We start from the raw sequence: 23,164 nt of genomic DNA, 5'->3' as shown, positions 1-23,164 counted from the left end.
AAGGCCTTTCCAAGCCCGAACTGGGCGCTATTTAACAAAGAAGGGAGCCGAAAGGAGGTTGGAAACATGACAGAAAACGCCAATCGGACAACCGCCCGAAAAGTCATCCGCGGTCGCCCATACAGTATTGCCGAGTTTGCACGGAAATACCGCCTCGACGATGCGGAGGCAAAGCGCCTCTTCTATAAGTTCGGACCATCGTCCACCGAACTGGACCTGCTCATGGCCGCCAAACGAAGGCCGCCCACCCTCGCCACTGCAATCGGCCAGTAACGACGCAGCTCCTTCGCCCAAAGGCGCCATATCCGAATCGTCGACCTGCGGGGCGACGATCCGGGTTAGGCGATGCATACGGCTGCCAATCGGGCCTTATTGATATATCACGACGCGTTGCCTTCGATGATGCGAGGTGTCACTGTGTGCCCTCACGCATAAGTCGGACACTATCACGGATGCAGAATTCCCTTAGCCATCTCGCCTATCTCGCGCTGGAATATGCGATCGTGACGCTCGAGTTGAAGCCAGGTGCCCTTGTCACCGAAAAACAGCTGATCGAGAGGGCGAGACATGGGCGAACGCCGGTACGCGAAGCTATTCAGAAGCTTGCATGGCAGGGATTGATCCATGTGCGTCCGCGCGTCGGCCTGCAAATTGCGGAGATCCGTCCCGAAGATCATCAGTATGTCATGCAGGTCAGGCGCGAACTAGAACCGCTCGCAGCAGCACTTGCAGCGACCCATGCCGATCCGCAGCAGCGCGAGCAATTACGGGAATGCGCTCGACGGATGGAGGAATGCTCCGTTACCGGCAACCTGCCCGGCTTTTTCGCCGCCGACAAGGCCTTCGACGAGATTCTTGAAGCCGCCTGCCCCAACAATTTCATCACGGCAGCGCTGGCATCAGTGCAAACACACGCGCGACGGCTGTGGTATTCGACTGGAACGCATGACCGCATGGGCGGCGCGATCGCCATGCATATTCAGGCCATCGAAGCCATTCAAGCTGGTAATGCGGATGCTGCCGAGGCAGCCATGGCCTCGCTTATCGATTACCTCAGCAGCACATGAAAAAAGGCGGCCCCGTTACCAAAGCCGCCTTTCATTCCGGGTTTAGGGGCCGATCAGCCGACGAAAGCGCGTTCGATGACGAACTCGGCCGGATTGTTGTTGGCACCCTCATTCAGGCCAGCCTTTTCGAGCAGCGATTTGGTGTCCTTCAGCATGGCGGAGGAGCCGCAGATCATGCCGCGATCGATCGCGGGATCGAGCGGCGGCACGCCGAGATCGCTGAAAAGCTTGCCGTTCTCGATGAGATCGGTAATGCGGCCCTTGAAGGGGAATTCCTCGCGGGTCACGGTGGCATAATGACGTAGCTTGTCGCCGACGACTTCGCTCAACAGCTCGTCGTTGCGGATTTCCTCGACCAGATCGAAGCCGTATTTCAGCTCGGCAACATCGCGCGTGGTATGGGTGAGGATGACCTCCTCATACTTCTCATAGGTCTCCGGGTCGCGGATGAGGCTCGCAAATGGTGCAATGCCGGTGCCGGTAGAGAACATGTAGAGCCGCCGCCCGGGGGTCAGCGCGTCCAGAACCAGCGTACCGGTCGGCTTCTTGCGCATCAGTACTTCATCGCCCGGCTTGATGTTCTGCAGGTGCGAGGTCAGCGGACCGTCCGGCACCTTGATGGAAAAGAATTCGAGCTCGTCGGCCCAGGCAGGGCTCGCGATCGAATAGGCGCGATACAGCGGCTTGCCCTCGACCATCAGGCCGATCATGGCGAACTCGCCTGAACGGAAGCGGAAGCCTTGCGGCCGGGTCATGGTGAAACGAAAGAGCCGGTCGGTATAATGCGTGACGCTCAGCACCTTCTCGGCAAAGACGCCTGCGGGTACTGCTGAAGCAAATTCATCTGTCTTTGCGGGGGCGTTCATTCTGTCTCGGATCCCGTATTAGTCTTACGCGTTTTCCTGAGCACGTTTTTCCTGGCAGGCTCATTTCGCGACGCTGATATAATAATATAGCCGGTTTTGAAAGGCATTCCATTCCAACCGGCAGCACAGGACTGAAATATGCATTTTTCAGTCAAGTTTCCAGATTGCCGACATTACATCGTTCGAAAGGCTTGAATACGGCAATCCGACACTGTCAAATTGCCGCAACAGCGAGCCTTTCCGCATCAGGCCGACTTTGCCGGCAATCGCCGCCAGCTATAGGCCTGTCCGCCTTCGGCACGCCGAGCGGTCGGCTGATAATAGTGCGGAATGCCCGGAAGGCGATTTTCCGACAGGCGCTTCAGCGCTGTTGCGTTGGTGACCGCGAAACTATCGATACCGACGCGCAGCATCAGCGGAATCTGATCGATCAGCACGTCGCCAACCGCACGCAGCTCATTGGCATAGCCGAGGCGCTGACGCAGCAGCGAGGCATGGCTGAAAGCGCGGCCATCGTTGAATGCCGGAAACGCGACCGCGACGATATCGAGACGGTCGAGATAGGGCTGCAGCCGGGTCACGTCATCGGCGGGCTTGATGAGAACGCCGAGACCTGCCTCGTTGCTCTCTTCCGCCTTCGCGATCAACGCATCGAGGCCGAGCAGCGGCTTCTGCGCCTCGGTCGCCTTGACCTCATCGGTCTCGATGACCCACGGATCATTGTCGACGAAACCTGTTTCACGCCAGATCTTTGTCATGGTCGATCTCCCTACGCCGCTTCCGCTGCCGACGAGGACGCGCCGTAAAGCGCGGTCTTGAACGGCTGCGGCCCGACACGACGATAGGCGGTCAGGAAGGTTTCGGAGGGATCCAGACGAAGACCGAGATAGGTATCGACGATGGTTTCGATGGCGTCGGTCACCTTATCGGGTTCGAAGCCGCGACCAATGATCTCGCCGATCGAGGTATTTTCGTCGCCGGAGCCGCCGAGCGTGATCTGATAGAGTTCCGCACCCTTCTTCTCGACGCCGAGCAGGCCGATATGGCCGACATGGTGGTGACCGCAGGCATTGATGCACCCGGAAATCTTGATCTTCAGCTCGCCGATCTCCGCCTGGCGCTCGGGCGAACCGAAACGCGTGGAGATTTCCTGAGCGACCGGAATGGAACGCGCATTGGCAAGCGCGCAATAATCGAGACCGGGACAAGCGATGATATCCGTGATCAGGCCAGCATTCGCCGTTTCGAGACCGTTGGCTACCAGACCACGATAAACCGCTTCGAGATCGGCCAGTGCCACATGCGGCAGGATGAGATTCTGCTCATGGCTGACGCGGATTTCGTCGAAGGCATATTCCTCGGCGATATCGGCGACAGCTTCCATCTGGACATCCGTCGCATCGCCGGGAATGCCGCCGATCGGCTTCAGCGAGATCGTGACCATACCGTAATCTGGGTTCTTATGGGGCTGCACATTCTGCTGCACCCAACGCGCGAAAGCCGGATCGGCCTTCTTCCAGCGTGCCAGGCTTTCCCAACCTTCTGGGCGCTCTGGCAGCGCCGGTGGTGCGAAATAGGCCGAGATCGCCTGAACGTCAGCTTCCGGCAGCTTCAGTTCGGTGTCTCGCAGCTTGTCGAACTCGGCCTCGACCTGGCGTGCCAGTTCCTCGGCGCCGGTTTCATGCACGAGGATTTTGATACGGGCCTTGTACTTGTTGTCGCGGCGGCCATGCAGATTGTAAACGCGCATGATCGCGGTGGTGTAGGACAGGAGATCCTCTTCCGGCAGGAACTCACGGATAAGCTTGGCAACAAGCGGTGTGCGGCCCTGCCCGCCTCCGACATAGACGGCAAAGCCGATCTCGCCCTTGTCGTTCTTCTTCAGATGCAGGCCGATATCATGCACCTGGATCGCAGCGCGGTCACGCTCGGCGCCGGTGACGGCGATCTTGAACTTGCGCGGCAGGAAGGAAAATTCCGGATGAACGGAGGACCACTGGCGGAGGATTTCGGCATAGGGCCTGGGATCAGCAACTTCATCAGCCGCAGCGCCGGCGAAATGATCGGCCGTCACGTTGCGAATGCAATTGCCCGAAGTCTGGATCGCGTGCATCTCGACGGAGGCCAAATCAGCCAGCGCATCCGGCATCTCCGAAAGCTTCGGCCAATTGAACTGCAGATTCTGGCGCGTGGTGAAGTGGCCATAGCCGCGGTCATAGGTGCGGGCGATATGGGCGAGCATGCGCATCTGGCGCGAGCTCAGCGTGCCGTAGGGAATAGCGATGCGCAGCATATAGGCATGCAGCTGCAAATAGACGCCGTTCATCAGGCGCAGCGGCTTGAAGGCATCTTCCGAAAGCTCACCCGAGAGGCGTCGCTCCACCTGATCGCGGAACTGGGCGACCCGTTCCGCAACAAAGGCGTGGTCGAATTCATCGTAACGATACATGACTTCCTCGGGACTTCTCAGACTGCAATGAAATCGGGATCGGCCGCGGCATAGCCCGGCGCGTATTCCATGGTGGGGCCTTCGGCGCGGATGCGCTCGCGCAGGCGCAGCGGCCAGAGCTTGCCGCCGGTTTCCTGCACGTCGATCAGATTGACATCGACGACCTTGTTGTCGGCATAGGCCTGCTTGCCGATCGCTTCCAGTGCGGCTTCCGCTTCCGCATGGCGAGCGACCAGCGCCTCCTGCAGCGATGTCACCCACTCACCATTTGCGTTCAGCCAGACGGCGACGCCATCGGTGAGCCGGTTTGCGGTCAGAACCTTGTCGACCATCAATCGTTCCTTGCATAGTCTTGAGCAGCGGTCTCGCGACGGACCAGCGGCTCGGATTGCTCAAAATTCGCACCAGCGACAGCATCGCCGATAATGACCATGACCGGCCCGCCCAACTCGTCGCGATGCTCGAGATCAGGCAGATCTCGCAAAATTCCATGCATCAGGCGACGATCGCGCCGGCTGGCATTTTCGATGATGGCAACGGTCGTCTCGGGCGGCAGGCCGGCTTGCATGAGGCGGCCGGCAACGGAAGCGGCGACAGTCCGCCCCATATAGACGGCAATCGTGGCGCCGGATACGGCCAAACTCGCCCAATCGGGCAACACATCGCCTGTGAGATCGTGACCCGTCGTGAAGACCAGCGACGAGGCAATGCCACGCAGCGTCAGCGGCAATTCGAAATCGGCAGCGGCGGCGAAAGCCGAGGTGATGCCGGGAACAATCTCATAGCCGATGCCGGCGGCGCGCAGAGCCGCCATTTCTTCGCCGGCACGGCCGTAAACCAGCGGATCGCCGGACTTCAGCCGCACAACGCGCTTGCCTTCACGGCCGAGCTGCACCAGCAGATCATTGATCTCTTCCTGTGACTTGCTGTGGCAACCCTTGCGCTTACCTACGGAGAGGCGTTCCGCATCGCGGCGGCCCATGTCGACGATCGCCTGCGGCACCAGCGCGTCATAGACGATGACATCGGCTTCCATCATGACGCGCTGTGCACGTAGCGTCAGGAGATCTTCCGCGCCAGGGCCTGCGCCGACCAGCCAGATACGGCCCTCGATTTCACGCGACGACTGCAGCAACTCATCCGCCGCCCGCTCCGCCTGCGCAACATGACCGGCATTAACGGCATCGGCGACCGGTCCGGAAAAGAACTGCCGCCAGAAGACGCGGCGTGCGACGCCACGCGCCACGAAACGCTCAACCGGCTTGCGATAGCGCGTCGCCAGTTCCGCCAGCTTGCCGAGCGACGGCGATAGCATCTGGTCGATCTGCGCGCGGATCATCTGCGCCAGGACAGGACCGGCGCCTTCCGTGCCGATGGCGACGGCCACAGGAGCGCGATTGACCAGCGCAGGCGTGTAGAAATCGCAATAGTCGGGCTGGTCGACGGCGTTTGCCGGAATGCGCTCAGCGCGAGCCGCATCGACGATCGCACGATCCGCCTCGGCATCGCCAGTAGCAGCAAAGACAAGCGTCGCACCTTTGACCTGATCGGGCGAAAAATCGCCGCGTACGGTTTCGATGCGGTTGGCGATGAGGAAAGCGTGATAATCAGCCTCCGGCGCCTGCGCAAAGGCAACGACTTCCGCCTGCGTGTTCAAAAGCAGCCGCACCTTGGCAAAGGCTTCGTCGCCATTGCCGAAGACAGCCGCCATCCTCCCTTCCACGCGGAAGAAAGCGGGAAACACCGAAAGCTGTTCAGTCCTGGGAGGCATCACTATTCCACTTCGAGATTTGGCGAATATCGCCCCTGCGGCCAAGAGATTGAAGAAACAGAAATTCTAATGCCCATGCATGCGCGTATTCTTTTGCTCGACATGAGAAGGATTTGAGCAAAACTCACCAGGCGAGCAGATCAAGATAAATATAGGAAATCTATAGACTTTTATCATTGACTGACGCTTACGGCGATTTTATTGCCTGTGACAAACTTGGTCCATACGTCATTTGCGCATTCCGCCGCATGGGCAATGTCGATAGACTGGCGTAAAACGCTGGAGAAAACCCTTGTCTGACAAAAGCATCGCTGCACGCCTCCTCAACGTCGTCGAGCAAGACATCCTGCCCCTGACCCGCAAAGGCGTCGCGGCCGGCAACAAGGTTTTCGGCGCAGCCATCCTGCGCAAGTCCGATCTCTCGCTCGTCATTGCGGAAACCAACAATGAACTGGAAAACCCGCTCTGGCATGGCGAGGTTCACACCCTCAAGCGCTTCTACGAACTCGGCGAGAAGCCCGCGACCAAGGATTTGATCTTCCTTTCGACTCATGAGCCTTGCACCATGTGCATGTCCGCGATCACCTGGGCAGGCTTCGACAATTTCTACTATTTCTTCAGCCATGAGGATTCCCGGGATGCCTTTGCGATCCCGCATGATCTCAAGATCCTGAAAGAAGTCTTCGGCCTGGAGCCGGGTGGCTATCGCCGCCAAAACGCATTCTGGAACAGCTTTGCCATTTCAGACCTCGTGGAGACGGAAGCGGACCTACGCAAAGGCGAGCTCAAAGACCAGACAGCGCGCATCAAGCAGGCCTATGCTGATCTCTCCGACAACTACCAGGCGTCGAAGAGCAGCAACGACATCCCATTGAATTGATAGAGGCCCGAGGCAACGATGGAAGCATCGCGAGACATTTCCCGTCTGATCGACATTATGGCGGCGCTGCGAAACCCGGAGAGCGGCTGCCCCTGGGACATCGTTCAGACCTTTGAGACCATCAAGCCCTACACGATCGAAGAGGCCTATGAAGTCGCGGATGCGATCGAACGCAAGGATACGGACGATCTTTGCGACGAGCTCGGCGATCTCCTGCTGCAGGTCGTTTTCCATTCCCGGATCGCCGAGGAGGCCGGAGCGTTTTCCTTCGGTGATGTCGTGCATGCCATCACCCGCAAGATGATCCGCCGCCATCCGCACGTCTTTGCCGTCTCCGATGCCAAGACCGAGGATGCGGTAACGCTGCAATGGGACCGGATCAAGGCCGAGGAGAAGCGGGAACGCGCCGAACGCCGCGCCAAGAGCGGCATCACCGAAGATTTCAAGGCCGGTTTCCTGGGTTCGGTGCAGCGGACTTTCCCTGCCCTGACCGAAGCCTTGAAACTGCAGGAGCGCGCCGCCAAGGTCGGCTTCGACTGGTCGGCGCCGGAACCGATCCTCGACAAGATCGAAGAGGAAATCGGCGAATTGCGGGCAGCACTTGAAAGCGGCGACAAGGCCAAGGTCAGCGACGAACTCGGAGACCTGATCTTTGCTGTCGTCAATATCGGCCGGCATGTGAGCACCGATCCGGAGCAAGCCCTGCGCGGCACGAACACCAAGTTCCGCCGCCGCTTCCATCATATCGAAACGACGCTCGAGGCTGAAGGCGAGACGCTGGAAGGCGCCTCGCTGGAGCGGATGGAAGAAATCTGGCAGTCGGCAAAAGCCATCGAGCGGCGGCTAGCCGGAGTTAAAACGGCGTAAAAACGCCTATTCCCAGTCTTCGCGTTGCGGCTTCGGGCCATTGCCCATGCGCCGCTCCAATTCCGCCGCTTCAGCCTCGGTCAGGCGGACGTCGAGCGTCACCGTGCCGTCCTCATTATCCTCGCGGTTATCGACGATGGCGTGATTGTAAAGCCATGGCAGCAACGCCAGCTTTTCGACGGGCAAGGTGATCGTCGTTTCCGTCAGCACGCCGGAGAGGCGCCGGCTGATTTCGTCCATCAGACGATCAACGCCCTCGCCCGTTATCGCTGAGACGGCAATGACGTTTTCCGCGGTCGACGCCTTCTGGACGATGGCATCGTGAGCTTCCGGCTCCAGGCGGTCGATCTTGTTCCAAACCTCAAGGATGCGCTCGGCGCCTTCGGCCTCGCCAATGCCGAGATCGCCCAGAATGCGCATGACATCCGCACTCTGGGCCTGATTGTCGTCATCGGAGAGATCGCGGACATGCAGGATCAGGTCGGCTTCCAGCACCTCTTCCAGCGTCGCGCGGAAGGCGGCCACCAGGTGCGTCGGCAGGTCGGAGATAAAACCAACAGTATCCGAGAGAATGACCGTGCGGCCATGCGGCAGCTTCATGCGGCGCAGCGTCGGGTCGAGCGTCGCAAACAGCATGTCTTCCGCCAGAACGCCGGCGCCGGTAATGCGGTTGAACAGCGTCGATTTGCCGGCATTGGTATAGCCGACGAGAGCCACGATCGGATGCGGCACCTTTTTGCGCTTGGCGCGATGAAGCTGGCGGGTGCGAACCACCTGTTCCAGCTCTCGTTCCAGCCGGATGATCCGTTCCTGCAGCATGCGCCGGTCCGCTTCGATCTGGGTTTCACCCGGGCCGCCCATAAAGCCGGCACCGCCGCGCTGGCGTTCAAGGTGGGTCCAGCTTCGAACCAGCCGGCCCTTCTGATAGTTCAGATGCGCCAGCTCGACCTGCAGCGTACCTTCCTTGGTGGAGGCGCGGCGGCCGAAGATTTCGAGAATGAGGCCGGTGCGGTCGATGACCTTGGCGTTCCACGCCTTTTCAAGATTGCGCTGCTGCACCGGCGTCAGAGGATGATCGACGATGACGAGGCCGGCGTTGAGCTCATCGAGCAGCGCGAGAATTTCTTCGATCTTGCCGGTTCCGAGCAGGGTTGCCGGTCGCGGATCGTTGATCGGAACAATGGAGCCGTTAACGACATCGAGATCGATGGCGAGCGCCAGGCCTCTTGCCTCTTCCAACCGGCTTTCCGGCGGGCGCGAAACGGAGATGGTGCTATCGGCTTGAGCTGAACGCGCGGAGCGCGCCTGCTTCAGCACAGGCACGACGACAACGGCGCGCATATCATCCCGGTGTTTTACGGTCTCCGGGATGAGGGAATCATTTTTGGTATCGCGTGTCGTGATAACGGCAAGTCCCAGTTAGGATGCGGCTTCTTCGCTCTCGAACATCTGCATCGGTTGACCCGGCATGATCGTCGAGATCGCATGCTTGTAGACGAGCTGCGAATGGCCATCGCGGCGGAGCAGGACGCAGAAATTGTCGAACGAGGTTACGACACCTGTGAGCTTCACGCCGTTAATCAAGAAAATCGTGAGTGAAATCTTTTGCTTGCGAACAGTATTGAGAAACAAGTCCTGCAAGTTCTGAGAACGTTCCGCCATCGCGCCGCTTCTTTCTTTTTTGCCGACCTGAGCCGGTTGAATGTCATGGTATACAGAGGTCCCGGACGGGAGATACCCTCATTCTCTCCCCCCAGCGAATGTTGGTATCAAATCGCAGTCTTTTCCGCAACGTCGAAAAAGGCTTCACGAATTTTCTGTGACATGCTGCCCGGATGACCGTTCGCTATCGTCTCTCCATCGATAGAAACGACCGGAAAACAGATACTTGTCGCCGCGGTGATGAAGACTTCGCGGGCTTTCATCATCTCCTCGACCGAGAAGAATCGCTCGACGATCGTCACATCGAGCTTGGCTGCGACGTCCATCAGCGTCGTGCGGGTGATGCCGCGCAAGATGCCGTGCTCGGCGGGACGGGTGACGAGATTTCCGTCGTGATCGACGATCCAGACATTGGTGGCCGCACCTTCCTTCACCATGCCGTTGTGGTCGATATAGATCGCCTCCTGCGCGCCGGCCTCCTTCGCCTGCTGGCGGGCCATGGCGTTCGGGAGTAGGCCGACCGACTTGATATCAACCCGATCCCAGCGATTGTCGCGGATGGTGATCGCCTTGATGCCGTTGGCGTTCTTCTTGGCAATCACGGACTGATCGGTGCTCTTGGCGGTGACGACGATCGAGGACGGCGTGCCGGCCGGCGGAAAGACGTGATCGCGACGGGCGACGCCACGAGTGACCTGCAGGTAGAACAGGCCATTGCGGACATGATTGCGGCGCAGCGTCTCGCGAATCACCAGCACCAATGCCTGACGCGTCATTGGCCAGGCGATTCGTAGCTCGCTCAGCGAACGATTGAGGCGATCGAGATGGCGCGTCAGGTCGACAATCACGCCATGACGGACCTCGCACACCTCGTAGACACCATCGGCGAACTGATAGCCGCGATCCTCGATATGCACCATGGCATCGCTGTGCTTGACGTAGCGACCGTTGACATAAGCTATTCTCGGCATGGAAGCCCCTGATCCGAATTCTGTGAGGTTTGAAATGTCGGGCGGCCGATCAGACGCCCAACGACTTCAGCTTGCGATGCAGCGCCGAGCGCTCCATGCCGACAAATTCCGCCGTGCGCGAGATATTCCCGCCGAAACGGTTGATCTGAGCGATGAGATAATCGCGCTCGAACATTTCGCGGGCTTCGCGCAGCGGCAAAGTCATGATGTGATAATCGTTCTTGGCGGAGACCTTCGGCAACATGTCGCCAAGGTCGGTCGGCAGCATTTCCGCCGTGATCGGCGTTTCCGCCCCATCGGAACGCGCCAGGATCATCAGCCGCTCGATATTGTTGCGCAGCTGGCGGATATTGCCTGGCCAGTCGTGCGCCTGCAGCACCGCCATGGCATCATCACCGATGCGGCGCGGGCGAATACCCGCCTGTTCCGAAATCTGACGCATCAGCTGATCGACGAGGAAGGGGATGTCCTCCCGGCGCTCGGCAAGGGCGGGCACGCGCACGGGCACTACGGCCAGACGGTGGTAGAGATCTTCGCGAAAGAGGCCCTCGGCAATGCGGCTCTCGAGATTATAGGCCGTGGACGAGATGATGCGCACATCCACCTTCACGCGCTTCGAGCCTCCGACGCGCTCGAACTGCTGGTCGACGAGCACGCGGAGGATCTTGTTCTGCGTCTCGCGCGGCATTTCACCGACTTCGTCGAGATAAAGAATGCCGCGATGTGCCTCTTCCAGAGCGCCGATCTTGCGCGCCTGCCCCGGCGAACCTTCGGTGCCGAACAAAGCGATTTCCATGCGCTCCGGCGTGATGGTGGCGGCATTCAGCGCCACGAACGGACCATTGGCACGGGTCGACTTCTTGTGGATCATGCGGGCCACAAGCTCCTTGCCGGAGCCCGAGGGGCCGAAGATCATGATTCGGCTGTTGGTCGGCGATACCTTGTCGATCGTCTGGCGGAGCTGCGAAACGGCAACCGACGTGCCGATCAATTCGACCGCGTCGCCGGTGCGGCGCTTCAGCTCGGAGACCTCACGCTTCAGCTTGGAATTTTCGAGCGCGCGCTCGGCGATCAGGATGAGGCGATCGGCCTTGAACGGCTTTTCGATAAAATCGAAAGCGCCGCGCTTGATGGCGGAGACGGCCGTCTCGATATTGCCGTGACCGGAGATCATGACGACTGGCAGCTCGGGATGGCGCGCCTTGATCTCGTCCAATAACGCCAGACCATCGAGCTTGCTGCCCTGCATCCAGATATCGAGGAAGATGAGCCGCGGCGCGCGATCGGAAATCGCGGCGAGCGCGCTGTCGCTGTCATGCGCGGTGCGGGTTTCGTGGCCCTCATCCGAAAGAATTCCCGAAACGATTTCGCGAATGTCTTCCTCGTCATCCACTACGAGAATGTCAGATGCCATAGACGCTTTCCTTGTCACTTGCTGTCGGGGCGACGGCGGCTTGCTCACGGCGCGGCAGATGCACGCGGATCATGGCCCCCCTGCCCTGGTCGAAATCGGCCGGCGCGTCGTGGAGTTCGATCTGCCCGCCATGGTCTTCAATGATCTTCTTGACGATGGCGAGGCCGAGGCCGGTGCCCTTCTCGCGCATCGTCATGTAGGGTTCGAGAATGCTGTGCCGGTTCTCGACCGGCAGACCGCGGCCATTGTCGATGACATCGACCGTGAAGCGGTCGCGATCCGGGTCAAGAGACGAACGCACCAGGATTTTCGGCTGCTCGCGCGCTTGATCGCTCGGAACACCCTCGATTGCCTCCACGGCATTCTTGATGAGATTGCCGAAGGCCTGGCCAAGCATTCGCGCATCGAACATGCCCTCCAGCCGTTCATCGCCCAATTCACGCTCGAACTGAACGTGTGTATTGCCCATTTCGCGCAGGAACACGGCGTCGCGCAGAATATCGCGCAGATCGGTCGGCTCCATGGTAGGCTTCGGCATGCGGGCGAAGGAGGAGAACTCGTCGACCATGCGGCCGATATCGCCTACCTGCCGGATGATCGTATCCGTGCATTGGTCGAAAACCGGGCGGTCGGCGTCGGCGATATTCTTGCCGAAACGGCGGCGGATGCGCTCGGCCGACAGCTGAATGGGCGTCAGCGGATTCTTGATCTCATGCGCAATGCGGCGCGCGACATCAGCCCAGGCGGTCGAACGCTGCGCGATAACAAGATCGGTGATGTCATCGAGGGTGATGACATAAGATTCATTGGCATCGCGCGCTTCCTCACGCGTCACCTGAACGCTGAGCGTACGCACAGTGCCGCCGCGAACGAGGCTGATTTGCTTGCGGAAATCGCTGCGATGGCGCGTCGTTGCCTCGTTGACGACTTGATCGACTTCGGGGGCGATCTCCGAAAGATTCTTTCCGATGAGCTCGTCGCTCTTGAGCGTCAGCAGATCTTCCGCCGAAGTGTTGACGATGGTGATGCGCCGATCGTGCTCGACGCCGATCACGGCCGCCGTCACACCCGACAGCACGGCTTCGATGAAGCGGCGTCGGTCGTCGACCTCGTCCTTCGCCTCAAGGATTTCATCGCGCTGCGTGCGAATTTCCGAGATCATCTTGTTGAAGGTACGCGAGAGACTGCCGACGTCGCCATCGGCCGAGCGTACCGGCACCAGCACGTTCATATTTCCCGAAGCAACATTGTCCGCAGCGCTGATGAGGAGACGGATGGGCCTGACGATACGGTCGGCAATTGCGATGGCGGTCCAGATCGCCGCCAGAAGCACGATGAGAGCAAAGCCGATATAGAGGACGGCGAAGGCGATCTGGAGCGACATACGCCCTTCTTCCATCGCCTTGTACTCGACCGTGTTGTCCTCCACCATCCGCATGGCGTTCATGACGCGCGGGTCGACCGCTCGAACGGTGTAGAGGAAGGCGCCGGGTATTTCATCGAGCTTGATGACCGCGCCGACAAGATTGGTCACGCCGGGCGGAATGAGAGTCGGCTGCCCGTTGGCCGAGGAATCAAGTGCATCTTTTGGAATGGCCGGCAGCGGACGTTCGGTCTTGATATCGGCCTGGACGATAGCGGTGCCGTCGCGCCGCACCAGAAAGGCGCCCAGCAAGCCGCGTCCCCGCGCCTGCCGGGTCATCAGATCGGCAAAACCGGTGCGATCGAGGTTGAAGAGCGAGCGATTCCGTTCCAGATCGTTCGCCATCGAGACGGTCTGGCCCTGAAGATAGCTCGCATTCTCCATCAAATAGGCCTGCGCGACGTTCTGCGAGGAGCTGATGATCTGCTGCGTGCGTACGCCGAACCAGCGATCCAGACCGACATTGAGCGTCAGGCTGGCAACGATGGCGACAAGGATCGCCGGCGTGATCGCGACGATCGAGAAAAGAACGACGATGCGTATATGCAGGCGGGCTGCCGCACGGCCACGGCTGCGCGCCTTCATCAGCCGCGCCACTTCACGAGCGATCAGAGCAATCAGCCCCAGCACGAACAGGCCGTTGATGACGACAGAGGTGAACACGACCGAGGAGGTCGGGGCAATCGGGGTCAACCCGAGAAGCATCAACAAGGTCGCGATAGCGCATAAAAGCGCACCGCCGGCCAGGATCAGACCAGGGAGGGCAAAGGAAGCACGACGGTCCGTCACCTTGACGACCGTCTCGTCGCTCGCCGCCGGCGACACCGCGTCCTGCATCATTCCTATCAATCTCCACGCCCGAGCGACGGTCGGCGCCCTGGTCGAATCGCATAGCGCTATGGCACGGATGCGAGAGACAGGCAGAGGCGGAAACTGTCGTTCGGTTTCGCGCTGAAGCGAAACCTTTATTTCACGTCACTTCTGCAACATGTTGAAAAACCAGACGAACTCCTGTTCCTACAAGAGCGGCCAGATGAATCGCCACCGCAAAAACGACGAATCTGCTGCGTGACCTTTAAGCAACGCATTGTGGCGAAAATGCAACGCATCGAATTGCGTTGTCAAGCCGTGCGGGAGCTTCTGTAAACCGAAACACCCAGTTCTCTGATCTTTTTGCGCAGCGTATTGCGGTTGAGGCCCAAAAGATCGGCCGCCTTGATCTGATTACCGCGTGTGGCGGTCAGGGCGGCGAGAATCAGCGGGTATTCCATTTCGGTCAACACGCGGTCGTAGAGGCCCGGCGGCGGCAGGTTCTCGCCAAAACTGGCGAAATAGGTCCGCATATTCTCCTCCACCGCCTGCGCAATGGTCATGGAGCCGGTGCGGACCGGGCCTTTCTCGATCGGGCTGTCGGGTACGTCGGCGCGCAATTCCGCGTCGATGATCTCCTTGGTGATGACATCCTGCGGATAGAGCGCCATCAAGCGGCGTATGAGGTTTTCGAGCTCACGGACGTTGCCCGGCCAGGGATAGGCCTTCATGAGTTCGAGCGCTTCCTGATCGAAACGCTTGGAACCAAGCCCCTCTTTCTCAGCCTGCTGGATGAAATGACGCACCAGATCGGGAATATCCTCGGCGCGGTCGCGCAGCGGCGGCAGGCGCAGCGGCACGACATTGAGGCGGTAATAGAGGTCCTCGCGGAAGAGGCCCTGATTGATGGCCTGCTTCAGGTCCTTGTTGGTGGCGGCGACGATGCGGACGTCGGTGCGGATCGGGGTGCGGCCGCCGACGGTGGTATATTCGCCCTGCTGCAGCACGCGCAGCAGGCGCGTTTGCGCATCCATCGGCATATCGCCGATTTCGTCGAGGAACAACGTGCCGCCTTCTGCCTGTTCGAAGCGGCCCGTCGAGCGGGTCTGCGCGCCGGTGAAGGCGCCCTTCTCGTGGCCGAACAGTTCGGATTCGATCAGGTCGCGCGGGATGGCCGCCATGTTGATGGCGACAAAGGGACCGTTACGGCGCTTGCCGTAATCATGCAGGGCACGCGCTACCAATTCCTTACCGGTACCGGATTCGCCGGTGATCATCAGCGTCAAATCGGTCTGCATCAGGCGTGCGAGCACGCGGTAGATTTCCTGCATGGCGGCGGATCGGCCGACAAGCGGCATACCGTCCTGCATGTCGTCATCGATTTTTGCCGGCTTGCGCTTCGGCTCCGACAAAGCGCGGCCGACGATCGCGATCAGTTCGGTCAGGTCGAAGGGCTTCGGGAGATAATCGTAGGCGCCCTTCTCCGATGCCTTGATGGCCGTCATGAAGGTGTTCTGCGCACTCATGACCAGAACAGGCAGATCCGGCCTCGCCTTTTTGATGCGGGGCAGCAGATCGAATGCATTTTCGTCGGGCATGACGACGTCGGTTACGACAAGGTCGCCTTCGCCGGCGGAGACCCAACGCCAGAGCGTGGCGGCGTTCGATGTGATGCGTACATCGTAACCCGCGCGGCTCAAAGCCTGGTTGAGCACGGTGCGGATGGCCGCATCGTCATCGGCGACAAGGATCGTGGCTGTCATCGAGTAGTCCCTGTAGAGTTCGGAAGTGGGGCATCTTCTGAGGTGATGCCTTTGGAGGCAGGCATCAAAACACGGAAAGTGGTGCGATGGTTCTGGCTGTCGCATTCGACGATGCCGCCGTGGTCGCCGATGATCTTGGCGACCAGCGCAAGGCCGAGGCCGGTTCCGTTCGTCTTGGTGGTGATGAACGGATCGAAAAGATGCGGCACGAGATCGGCCGGCACGCCCGGACCATTGTCGATGACGCAGAATTCCAGCGGCAGCGAGATCTTCTCGCGCGTGCCGGCAACCGAAAGCCGGATGCCCGGGCGATAGGCGGTCGTCAGCATGATCTCGCCATCCTGACGGTCGCCGACCGCTTCAGCGGCGTTTTTCACGAGATTGAGGAAGACCTGCACGAGCTGATCCCGATTTGCGAAGACCGCCGGCAGGGATGGGTCATAATTCTCTGAGATCTTGATGTTTCGGGCAAAGCCGGCCTTAGCGACGGCCTTCACATGATCGAGCACGGAGTGGATGTTGACGGGGACGCGATCGACGGGCCGTTCGTCGGAGAAAACCTCCATACGGTCGACCAGCGAGACGATGCGATCCGTCTCGTCGCATATGAGGCGCGTCAGCGCGCGATCGTCATCCTCGACCGATTGTTCGAGCAACTGCGCGGCGCCGCGAATACCTGACAGCGGGTTCTTGATCTCATGCGCCAGCATGGAGGCAAGGCCCGTGACCGAGCGGGCTGCGGCACGATGTGTCAGTTGCCGGTCGATCTTGTCGGCCATGGAGCGCTCCTGGAACACCACAACCACAGAGCCGGGATCGCTGGAAACCGGCGCAACATAGAGATCCACCAGCTTGTCCTGTCCGAGACGTGGCGAGCTCAGATCGACGCGGTATTCGTTGACAGGCGCCCGGCGCTCGCGCACCTGGTCGATGAGCGCCAGCAAAGGGCTGCCGAAAGGAATGAAGCTCGAAATCTTATAGCGCGACAGATGCGAGGCGCTGGCGCCGAAGAAGGCTTCCGCCTCCCAGTTGGCGAAGGCAATCAAACCCGCCTCGTCGACCATGACGACAGGATTCTGGATCGCGTTGAGAACCGCCATGGCGACAGAGTTCGCCGAGGTATCACCGGCGCCGAAGCTGGTTTTCGAAGTCATGCAGCCTCCTGAATGCGGTGAGCGAGATCAGCGCCTGCCTGCAGCGCTGCTTGAAAGGATACAGCCACCTCGCCGCTCTCTTTCGACGTCATGATTTTTGCCTTGTCGGCACCTGCCGTCGCCGGCGCGTAGCGATCGAGATACCAGGCAAGATGCTTGCGGGCATGGCGAATGCCGACCGCTTCGCCATAGAACTCCAGCATCATGCGATAATGTTCGAGCGCGATCTCGACGATCTCATCGCGGCTGGGCTCTCGATGCCCTGCCAGCACACCCGCATGCCATGGACGGCCCTGACAGCCGCGGCCGATCATGACCGCGTCCGCGCCGGAGCGACGCAGGATTTCCTGCGCATCCCCGGCCATTTCGACATCGCCATTGGCGACAAGCGGAATGGAGATCGCGTCGCGCACGGCGCGGATCGCGTCCCAATCCGCCCTGCCCTCGTAGAACTGCATGCGCGTGCGGCCGTGAATGGTGACGAGCTGAACACCGGCCTCTTCGGCGCGACGCGCGATATGAGGCGCATTGATGGAATTCTCGTCCCAGCCGAGCCGCATCTTCAGCGTCACGGGAACGTCCACCGCACTTACGGTCGCTTCGATCAATGTCAGCGCATGGTCCGGGTCACGCATCAGCGCCGAACCCGAATAGCCGCCAATCACCTTCTTGGCTGGGCATCCCATATTGATATCAATGATATCGGCGCCATTATCCGCGGCGATCTTTGCAGCCTCGGCCATCCAATGCGCTTCACGGCCCGCGAGCTGGACCATATGCGGCTTCAAGCCGGCGCTCTTCAAACGCGCCCAGGATTCGGCCGTATCCTGAACCAGCTCACGACTAGCGACCATTTCCGTGACGACCAGGCCGGCGCCATAGCGTAAAGCGAGCTGCCGAAAAGGAAGATCGGTCACGCCCGACATCGGTGCCAGGATCACACGATTCCGGATGGATACGGAACCGATGGAAAATGGAGCTGCGAGCTTGGAAGAAAGCAAATGATTATCTTTCGGGCACACCATACATCTGCACTATTTTTAGACACGCTTTGAAAGTTTGCCAAGGGGTTTCGAAGAATCCTGATATTTTTTGGGCAGATGCTGGAAAATACTCGGTCGAGGCGATAGACCCTGCTGGAGCAGGATCCCGTTTTGGCGATCTATTTAGCATGTGCTTATTCAAAAAGCTCTACGCTTTTCAAAGCCATGGCGCAGACGGAGCCTTTCATCCTTCGGGGGTTTATGACGCAAATGCATTCAAAGCAACCGTTGTCGGTGGGAATCGTGATCGTTGCCGCCGGGCGCGGCGAACGGGCGGGCTCCCCGGAAGAAGGCCCCAAGCAATATCGCCCGATCGGCGGCAGAGCGGTTATTGCGCATACGCTTGAAAAATTCGTGACATGGCCAAAGGCGTCGAAGATCGTCGTCGTCATCCATCGTGACGATGAGAAGCTGCTGCGTGCGGCGCTGAAGCAGGTTCCAGGCCTGCCTGAGATCGAGATCGCCTTTGGCGGGGCGACTCGCCAGCAATCCGTGCTTGCCGGGCTGCGCGCATTGAGAGATAGCGGCGTCACGCACGTGATGATCCACGATGCCGTGCGCCCCTTCTTCGATCATGATCTGCTTGAGCGAGTGGCCTCAGCGCTGGCGAGTGGCGTGCCGGCGGTGCTGCCGGCCATGCCTGTCACCGACACGCTGAAGCGCGGCAATGCGGAAGGGCTTGTCGTCGATACTGTGCCTCGCGCTGAGCTTCATGCTGCCCAGACGCCGCAATCCTTCCGCTTGGCCGATATTCTCGCCGCACACGAGAGAGCCGAAACCGACGGCAGGACCGATTTCACCGACGATGCGGCAATCGCGGAATGGTGTAACCTGCCGGTGATATTGGTGATCGGCAGCGCCGACAATGTGAAGCTGACGATCAAGAGGGATATTGCCATGGCCGACGAAAAGCTGAGTTCCGGCCTGCTGCCTGACGTTCGCACCGGCAACGGCTATGACGTCCACCAGCTGGAGCCCGGTGATGGTGTTACCCTCTGTGGCGTGTTCATTCCGCATGACCAGAAGCTGAAGGGGCATTCGGACGCCGATGTCGCCCTGCACGCGCTGACGGACGCGCTTCTCGCCACCTGCGGCGCCGGCGATATCGGCGATCATTTTCCGCCCTCCGATCCGCAATGGAAGGGTGCACCATCGCGCATCTTCATCGAGCACGCGGCAAAGATCGTGCGCGAACGCGGCGGCACCATCATGAATGCTGACGTTTCGCTGATTGCCGAGGCGCCGAAGGTCGGGCCGCATCGTGACGTCATGCGCGCCAAGCTTTCCGAATTCCTCGGCATCAGCATCGATCGGTGTTCAGTCAAGGCAACGACAAACGAGAAGATCGGCTTCGTCGGCCGCCGTGAAGGCATCGCAGCCATCGCGACAGCGACTGTGGTCTATCGCGGAGGCAAGGCATAATGCATTTCCCCGATGAGATTCTCGCTCTGGCGCAAACGATCGTGACGGATTTCACGGCAAAGGGCTGGATGGTCGCCACAGCCGAATCCTGCACCGGCGGGCTGATTGCCGGCGCCCTGACGGAAATTCCAGGCTCGTCCGCTGTCGTCGATCGCGGCTTCGTCACCTATACCAATACTGCCAAGATGGAGATGCTCGGCGTTCAGGAGCAGACGTTGGCGCAGTTTGGCGCTGTGTCAAAGGAAACGGCCCTGCAGATGGCGCATGGCGCCCTCTTCCGCTCCCGGGCCGATTTTGCCGTAGCGGTAACCGGTATTGCCGGCCCTGGCGGCGGCTCCGCCGAAAAGCCCGTCGGGCTCGTCCACATCGCCGCCAAGACGCGCAGCGGTATGCTGATCCATCGTGAAATGCGCTATGGTGATATCGGCCGTGACAAAGTTCGGCTCGCCACGCTACGGACGGCGTTGGAGATGCTCGTCACGCTCGCTCAATGACCGGCCGCGGCTTCAGGCATAGATTTTGTTCGCGCGCGTCTCGAAGGCATCCGTGAACATACGGAAGGCCCGATCGAACATCGATCCCATCAAAGCGCCGAGAATGCGGCTCTTGAACTCGTAGTCGATGAAGAAGTCTATGACGCTGCCGCCATTCTCCGCCGGCTGAAAGCGCCAGCGATTGTCGAGATATTTGAACGGTCCGTCGATGTATTTCACGTCGATCGCGCGCTCCGCTTTGTTCAGCAGCACCTGTGTGGTGAACGTCTCGCGGATGGCCTTATACCCGACTGTCATATCGGCAACGAGCAAGGTCTTGCCGTCCCGCTCCTTGCGGCTGCGAACTGTGAGCGCCTCACAAAGCGGCAGGAATTCCGGATAGCGCTCCACATCGGCAACGAGGTCGAACATCTGGTCGGGCGAATGCGGAACGGGGCGATGAGTTTCAAACTGAGGCATGATCCGCAATTAAGCAGCACGGCCGAGAAGATCAAGAAGCTGACGCATTTCGCCGCGGGATTTCAGCTGTAAAACCGGCACATTGGGGCCGTGCTCGACAAGCCCGGCAAGGACCCTAGGCGTGAATTTTTCCTCAAATGTCCAGATGAAGCGCAGAAACTCCCAATCGACTTTCTCGATGCAACCCGGTGCCATTTCCGGGCGCGTGCGACCCACCCACTTGATCCAGCGAGAAAGAGCACCCCAGATGCATAGTAGGCGAGGCATCCGCACCCATATGACCAAATCAGTACGCGGCAGGCGTATGTCGAAGGTGGAGGGATTCGTGCCATCCATGAGCCATCGCTCACCCTGCACTTTGGCAACGATGATGGCGCGCTGCTCGTCCCTATCGCGCTGAACCCAGCCCGGCAGCCACAAAACGTCACGATCGATCGATACACAGGCAAGGTCGAAGCGGGCGGCAATCTTCTGCGAAAGGGTCGACTTACCGCCGCCGGAGCAGCCTATGACGAGGATTCGGTTCGCCCTGCGGATATAATCGGCTGCTTCGGTGAGATCGCGCACTTCGTTACGCGGCGACGGCGTCATAAGCTGATCCATGGGAGCCTCTCAGCTCTTGCCTCGGAGACGGGACAGCAATTCCTCGCCGTCGCGGTAGGATTTGAGCGTCACGACAGGCACATCGCCGCCGTGTCGCTCGAGCATCTCCTGAAACTGCGGCGCTTCGTCACGCTCGAAGGTCCAGATGTAGCGCAGGAATTTCCAGTCCAGCCGCTCGGGGCATCCGGGCGCCATTTCGGGCCGCGACCGTCCGCGGTAGCGCAGCCAGCGCGAAATGACGCCGCGTAGAGCCACATGCCGCGGCGGCCGTCGCCATATGACCAGGTCGGTGCGCGGCAACCGCAAGGGCAAGGTTCCGGGGCTGTTGCCGTCCATGATCCAGCGCGGCCCGGCAACCGCCTGCTCGATCAACGCGATCGCTTCCGGGCGCGGGCGCGATTTCCAGCCTGACAGCCAGAAGATGTCGCGATCCATCGAAACATAGGTCAACCCACGCAGCGACGCGATGGCCTGCGCGAGCGTGCTCTTGCCTGTGCCGGAGCAGCCCACGATGAGAATACGGCCTGCCTTTTCGAGGATGCGGGCCGCCTCATCGATATCGATGGCACGGACGAGCGCATGCGGCGCGACGATCTGCTCCACGGTCCAGCTCCATAATCGAATCGAAAGTGCCGATCCCGGTGACAAACGGCGGCGTGTTCCTAGGCCGCGTCAATGACAAAGAGATGACAGCGCGAACAAAAACCGCGGCACAATCGCCGCGGTTCTTTCGAATGCCAAAATGAATTCTTCTTCGGTTTATTCGGCGGCCAGCAGCAGCTTCTTTTCGCGCGCTGCGCGCAGACGCTCGAAATCGTCGCCGGCGTGGTGCGAGGAGCGCGTCAGCGGGCTGGAAGCGACCATCAGGAAGCCCTTGCTGTAGGCCACCGTCTCATAGGACTTGAACTCTTCCGGCGTGACGAAGCTCATGACCTGATGATGCTTGCGCGTCGGCTGCAGATACTGGCCGATGGTCAGGAAGTCGACATCGGCCGTGCGCAGGTCGTCCATCAGCTGCAGCACTTCGTTGCGCTCCTCGCCGAGGCCGACCATGATGCCAGACTTGGTGAACATGGTGGGATCAAGTTCCTTGACCCGCTGCAGCAAGCGGACGGAGTGGAAGTAGCGCGCGCCGGGGCGAACCTTTAGGTAATTGCCGGGCACGGTTTCCAGATTGTGGTTGAAGACGTCGGGCTTGGCAGCGACGACGCGCTCCAAAGCGCCCGGCTTTTTCAGGAAGTCTGGCGTCAGGATCTCGATCGTGGTCGAGGGCGAGGCCGCGCGGATCGCCCAGATGACTTTCTCGAAATGCTCGGCGCCGCCGTCCTCCAGATCGTCGCGGTCGACCGAGGTTATGACGACGTGGCTGAGGCCCATCTGCTTGACGGCCTTGGCGACATTTTCCGGCTCGGCCATGTCGAGCGCATTCGGTTTGCCGGTCGCGACGTTGCAGAAAGCGCAGGCGCGCGTGCAGATCTCGCCCATGATCATGAAGGTGGCGTGCTTCTTGTCCCAGCACTCGCCGATATTCGGGCAGCCCGCCTCCTCGCAGACCGTGACGAGCTTGTGCTCCTTCACGATCGAGCGGGTTTCGGCATACCCCTTCGATGTCGGCGCCTTCACGCGGATCCAGTCCGGCTTGCGCAGGACTTCCGTATCCGGCCGATGCGCCTTTTCCGGGTGTCGTACGCGTTTGGCGTCCGGGTTGATCGTATCGAGAATCGTGACCATGGAACGTCTACTTTCCGCCGCTTGAAATGCGGCCCTTCATCGCCGAGCGAATTTGGCGAGGAATATCAGAATGCATGCACCGATGAAACCGGTGATGAAAAAGCCAAGCCGGCCGCCGGGAACGCCGACATGCAGGGCCACCATCAGCGCTGCAGCCACGACCGAACCGGCAATGCCGAGGATGATGTTCAGGATGATACCGTAACGCGCATCCATCAGCTTGCCCGCGAGCCAGCCCGCAAGACCGCCGATGATGATCAGACCCAGCCAACCTACGCTTTCCATCAAACCCTCGTTCGGGCACCCTTCAGGACA

24 protein-coding genes are annotated in these 23,164 nt (G+C 60.1%); 6 read left to right on the top strand and 18 right to left on the bottom strand.

The window, feature by feature from the left end; genetic code table 11:
- Nucleotides 1-66: 66 nt before the first annotated feature.
- Nucleotides 67-273 (top strand): hypothetical protein, encoded by a 207-nt coding sequence (locus I8E17_RS07190; RefSeq protein ID WP_069612127.1) that lies wholly within the window; start codon nucleotides 67-69, stop codon nucleotides 271-273.
- Between the two features lie 179 nt (nucleotides 274-452).
- On the top strand, nucleotides 453-1,067 hold the full coding sequence (locus tag I8E17_RS07185; RefSeq protein ID WP_069612126.1) for a GntR family transcriptional regulator: 615 nt from the start codon (nucleotides 453-455) through the stop codon (nucleotides 1,065-1,067).
- A 53-nt stretch (nucleotides 1,068-1,120) separates the two neighbouring features.
- On the opposite strand, the gene I8E17_RS07180 is transcribed toward I8E17_RS07185, so the two are convergent.
- From I8E17_RS07180 to cysG, 5 genes are all read right to left on the bottom strand, one after another.
- The gene (locus I8E17_RS07180) at nucleotides 1,121-1,933 is read right to left on the bottom strand and encodes a ferredoxin--NADP reductase (RefSeq protein WP_069612125.1); all 813 of its coding nucleotides are present in this window, start codon (nucleotides 1,931-1,933) and stop codon (nucleotides 1,121-1,123) included.
- A 245-nt stretch (nucleotides 1,934-2,178) separates the two neighbouring features.
- A complete protein-coding gene (locus I8E17_RS07175) occupies nucleotides 2,179-2,691 on the bottom strand; it encodes a DUF934 domain-containing protein (protein WP_069612124.1) in 513 nt (170 codons plus the stop codon).
- An 11-nt stretch (nucleotides 2,692-2,702) separates the two neighbouring features.
- Nucleotides 2,703-4,382, bottom strand: a complete 1,680-nt coding sequence (locus I8E17_RS07170) for a nitrite/sulfite reductase (protein WP_069612123.1) — start codon at nucleotides 4,380-4,382, stop codon at nucleotides 2,703-2,705.
- 17 nt (nucleotides 4,383-4,399) lie between these two features.
- A complete protein-coding gene (locus I8E17_RS07165; protein ID WP_015339836.1) occupies nucleotides 4,400-4,714 on the bottom strand; it encodes a DUF2849 domain-containing protein in 315 nt (104 codons plus the stop codon).
- On the bottom strand, nucleotides 4,714-6,153 hold the full coding sequence (cysG, locus tag I8E17_RS07160) for a siroheme synthase CysG (protein WP_069612122.1): 1,440 nt from the start codon (nucleotides 6,151-6,153) through the stop codon (nucleotides 4,714-4,716). Before cysG ends, I8E17_RS07165 begins: the two co-directional genes overlap by 1 nt.
- Nucleotides 6,154-6,445: 292 nt before the next feature.
- Here cysG and I8E17_RS07155 point away from each other — a divergent pair, with 292 nt between their 5' ends.
- Both I8E17_RS07155 and mazG read left to right on the top strand, forming a co-directional pair.
- Nucleotides 6,446-7,033, top strand: coding sequence for a nucleoside deaminase (locus tag I8E17_RS07155; protein WP_069612121.1), 588 nt, complete (start codon nucleotides 6,446-6,448; stop codon nucleotides 7,031-7,033).
- An 18-nt stretch (nucleotides 7,034-7,051) separates the two neighbouring features.
- Nucleotides 7,052-7,900, top strand: coding sequence for a nucleoside triphosphate pyrophosphohydrolase (mazG, locus tag I8E17_RS07150; protein WP_069612120.1), 849 nt, complete (start codon nucleotides 7,052-7,054; stop codon nucleotides 7,898-7,900).
- Nucleotides 7,901-7,906: 6 nt separating this feature from the next.
- Here the strand turns inward: mazG and hflX are convergent, their stop codons facing one another.
- From hflX to dusB, 8 genes are all read right to left on the bottom strand, one after another.
- Nucleotides 7,907-9,241: a GTPase HflX gene (gene hflX / locus I8E17_RS07145; RefSeq protein ID WP_069612119.1), complete on the bottom strand. Its 1,335-nt coding sequence runs from the start codon at nucleotides 9,239-9,241 to the stop codon at nucleotides 7,907-7,909.
- 78 nt (nucleotides 9,242-9,319) lie between these two features.
- A complete protein-coding gene (gene hfq, locus I8E17_RS07140; protein ID WP_003539403.1) occupies nucleotides 9,320-9,562 on the bottom strand; it encodes an RNA chaperone Hfq in 243 nt (80 codons plus the stop codon).
- A gap of 107 nt (nucleotides 9,563-9,669) precedes the next feature.
- Nucleotides 9,670-10,533, bottom strand: a complete 864-nt coding sequence (locus tag I8E17_RS07135; protein ID WP_069612118.1) for a D-amino-acid transaminase — start codon at nucleotides 10,531-10,533, stop codon at nucleotides 9,670-9,672.
- Nucleotides 10,534-10,582: 49 nt separating this feature from the next.
- On the bottom strand, nucleotides 10,583-11,947 hold the full coding sequence (locus tag I8E17_RS07130) for a sigma-54 dependent transcriptional regulator (protein WP_015339830.1): 1,365 nt from the start codon (nucleotides 11,945-11,947) through the stop codon (nucleotides 10,583-10,585).
- Entirely contained in the window at nucleotides 11,937-14,210 is a 2,274-nt protein-coding gene (locus I8E17_RS07125; RefSeq protein WP_069612117.1) for a PAS domain-containing sensor histidine kinase, read from the bottom strand. Before I8E17_RS07125 ends, I8E17_RS07130 begins: the two co-directional genes overlap by 11 nt.
- A 281-nt stretch (nucleotides 14,211-14,491) precedes the next feature.
- Nucleotides 14,492-15,943: a nitrogen regulation protein NR(I) gene (gene ntrC, locus I8E17_RS07120; RefSeq protein ID WP_015339828.1), complete on the bottom strand. Its 1,452-nt coding sequence runs from the start codon at nucleotides 15,941-15,943 to the stop codon at nucleotides 14,492-14,494.
- Nucleotides 15,940-17,097, bottom strand: coding sequence for a nitrogen regulation protein NR(II) (locus I8E17_RS07115; protein WP_069612116.1), 1,158 nt, complete (start codon nucleotides 17,095-17,097; stop codon nucleotides 15,940-15,942). The genes ntrC and I8E17_RS07115 overlap by 4 nt, the downstream gene beginning before the upstream one ends.
- Complete coding sequence (gene dusB, locus I8E17_RS07110; protein WP_069612115.1) at nucleotides 17,094-18,122, bottom strand: tRNA dihydrouridine synthase DusB; 1,029 nt, start codon at nucleotides 18,120-18,122, stop codon at nucleotides 17,094-17,096. Before dusB ends, I8E17_RS07115 begins: the two co-directional genes overlap by 4 nt.
- 219 nt (nucleotides 18,123-18,341) lie before the next feature.
- Between dusB and I8E17_RS07105 the strand changes: the two genes are divergently transcribed.
- Both I8E17_RS07105 and I8E17_RS07100 read left to right on the top strand, forming a co-directional pair.
- The gene (locus tag I8E17_RS07105; protein ID WP_069612296.1) at nucleotides 18,342-19,562 is read left to right on the top strand and encodes a bifunctional 2-C-methyl-D-erythritol 4-phosphate cytidylyltransferase/2-C-methyl-D-erythritol 2,4-cyclodiphosphate synthase; all 1,221 of its coding nucleotides are present in this window, start codon (nucleotides 18,342-18,344) and stop codon (nucleotides 19,560-19,562) included.
- Nucleotides 19,559-20,056 carry a CinA family protein gene (locus I8E17_RS07100; RefSeq protein WP_069612114.1) on the top strand — a complete coding sequence of 166 codons (498 nt, stop codon included), beginning with the start codon at nucleotides 19,559-19,561 and terminating at the stop codon, nucleotides 20,054-20,056. Before I8E17_RS07105 ends, I8E17_RS07100 begins: the two co-directional genes overlap by 4 nt.
- Nucleotides 20,057-20,068: 12 nt before the next feature.
- On the opposite strand, the gene I8E17_RS07095 is transcribed toward I8E17_RS07100, so the two are convergent.
- The 5 genes from I8E17_RS07095 to I8E17_RS07075 all read right to left on the bottom strand — a co-directional run bounded on the left by I8E17_RS07095 (nucleotide 20,069) and on the right by I8E17_RS07075 (nucleotide 23,134).
- Nucleotides 20,069-20,515: a type II toxin-antitoxin system RatA family toxin gene (locus I8E17_RS07095; protein ID WP_069612295.1), complete on the bottom strand. Its 447-nt coding sequence runs from the start codon at nucleotides 20,513-20,515 to the stop codon at nucleotides 20,069-20,071.
- 9 nt (nucleotides 20,516-20,524) lie between these two features.
- Nucleotides 20,525-21,118 carry an AAA family ATPase gene (locus I8E17_RS07090; protein ID WP_069612113.1) on the bottom strand — a complete coding sequence of 198 codons (594 nt, stop codon included), beginning with the start codon at nucleotides 21,116-21,118 and terminating at the stop codon, nucleotides 20,525-20,527.
- 9 nt (nucleotides 21,119-21,127) lie between these two features.
- Nucleotides 21,128-21,721, bottom strand: coding sequence for an AAA family ATPase (locus tag I8E17_RS07085; protein ID WP_069612112.1), 594 nt, complete (start codon nucleotides 21,719-21,721; stop codon nucleotides 21,128-21,130).
- Between the two features lie 156 nt (nucleotides 21,722-21,877).
- Complete coding sequence (gene lipA, locus I8E17_RS07080; RefSeq protein WP_069612111.1) at nucleotides 21,878-22,849, bottom strand: lipoyl synthase; 972 nt, start codon at nucleotides 22,847-22,849, stop codon at nucleotides 21,878-21,880.
- 36 nt (nucleotides 22,850-22,885) lie between these two features.
- On the bottom strand, nucleotides 22,886-23,134 hold the full coding sequence (locus I8E17_RS07075; RefSeq protein WP_037201967.1) for a GlsB/YeaQ/YmgE family stress response membrane protein: 249 nt from the start codon (nucleotides 23,132-23,134) through the stop codon (nucleotides 22,886-22,888).
- Nucleotides 23,135-23,164 lie beyond the last annotated feature (30 nt).

Origin of the sequence: Rhizobium sp. AB2/73 (assembly GCF_020871915.1) — a bacterium.
Classification (GTDB): Bacteria; Pseudomonadota; Alphaproteobacteria; order Rhizobiales; family Rhizobiaceae; genus Rhizobium; species Rhizobium dioscoreae.
Note: the sequence above shows the minus strand (reverse complement) of the source record. Positions and strands in the feature narration are given on the sequence as shown.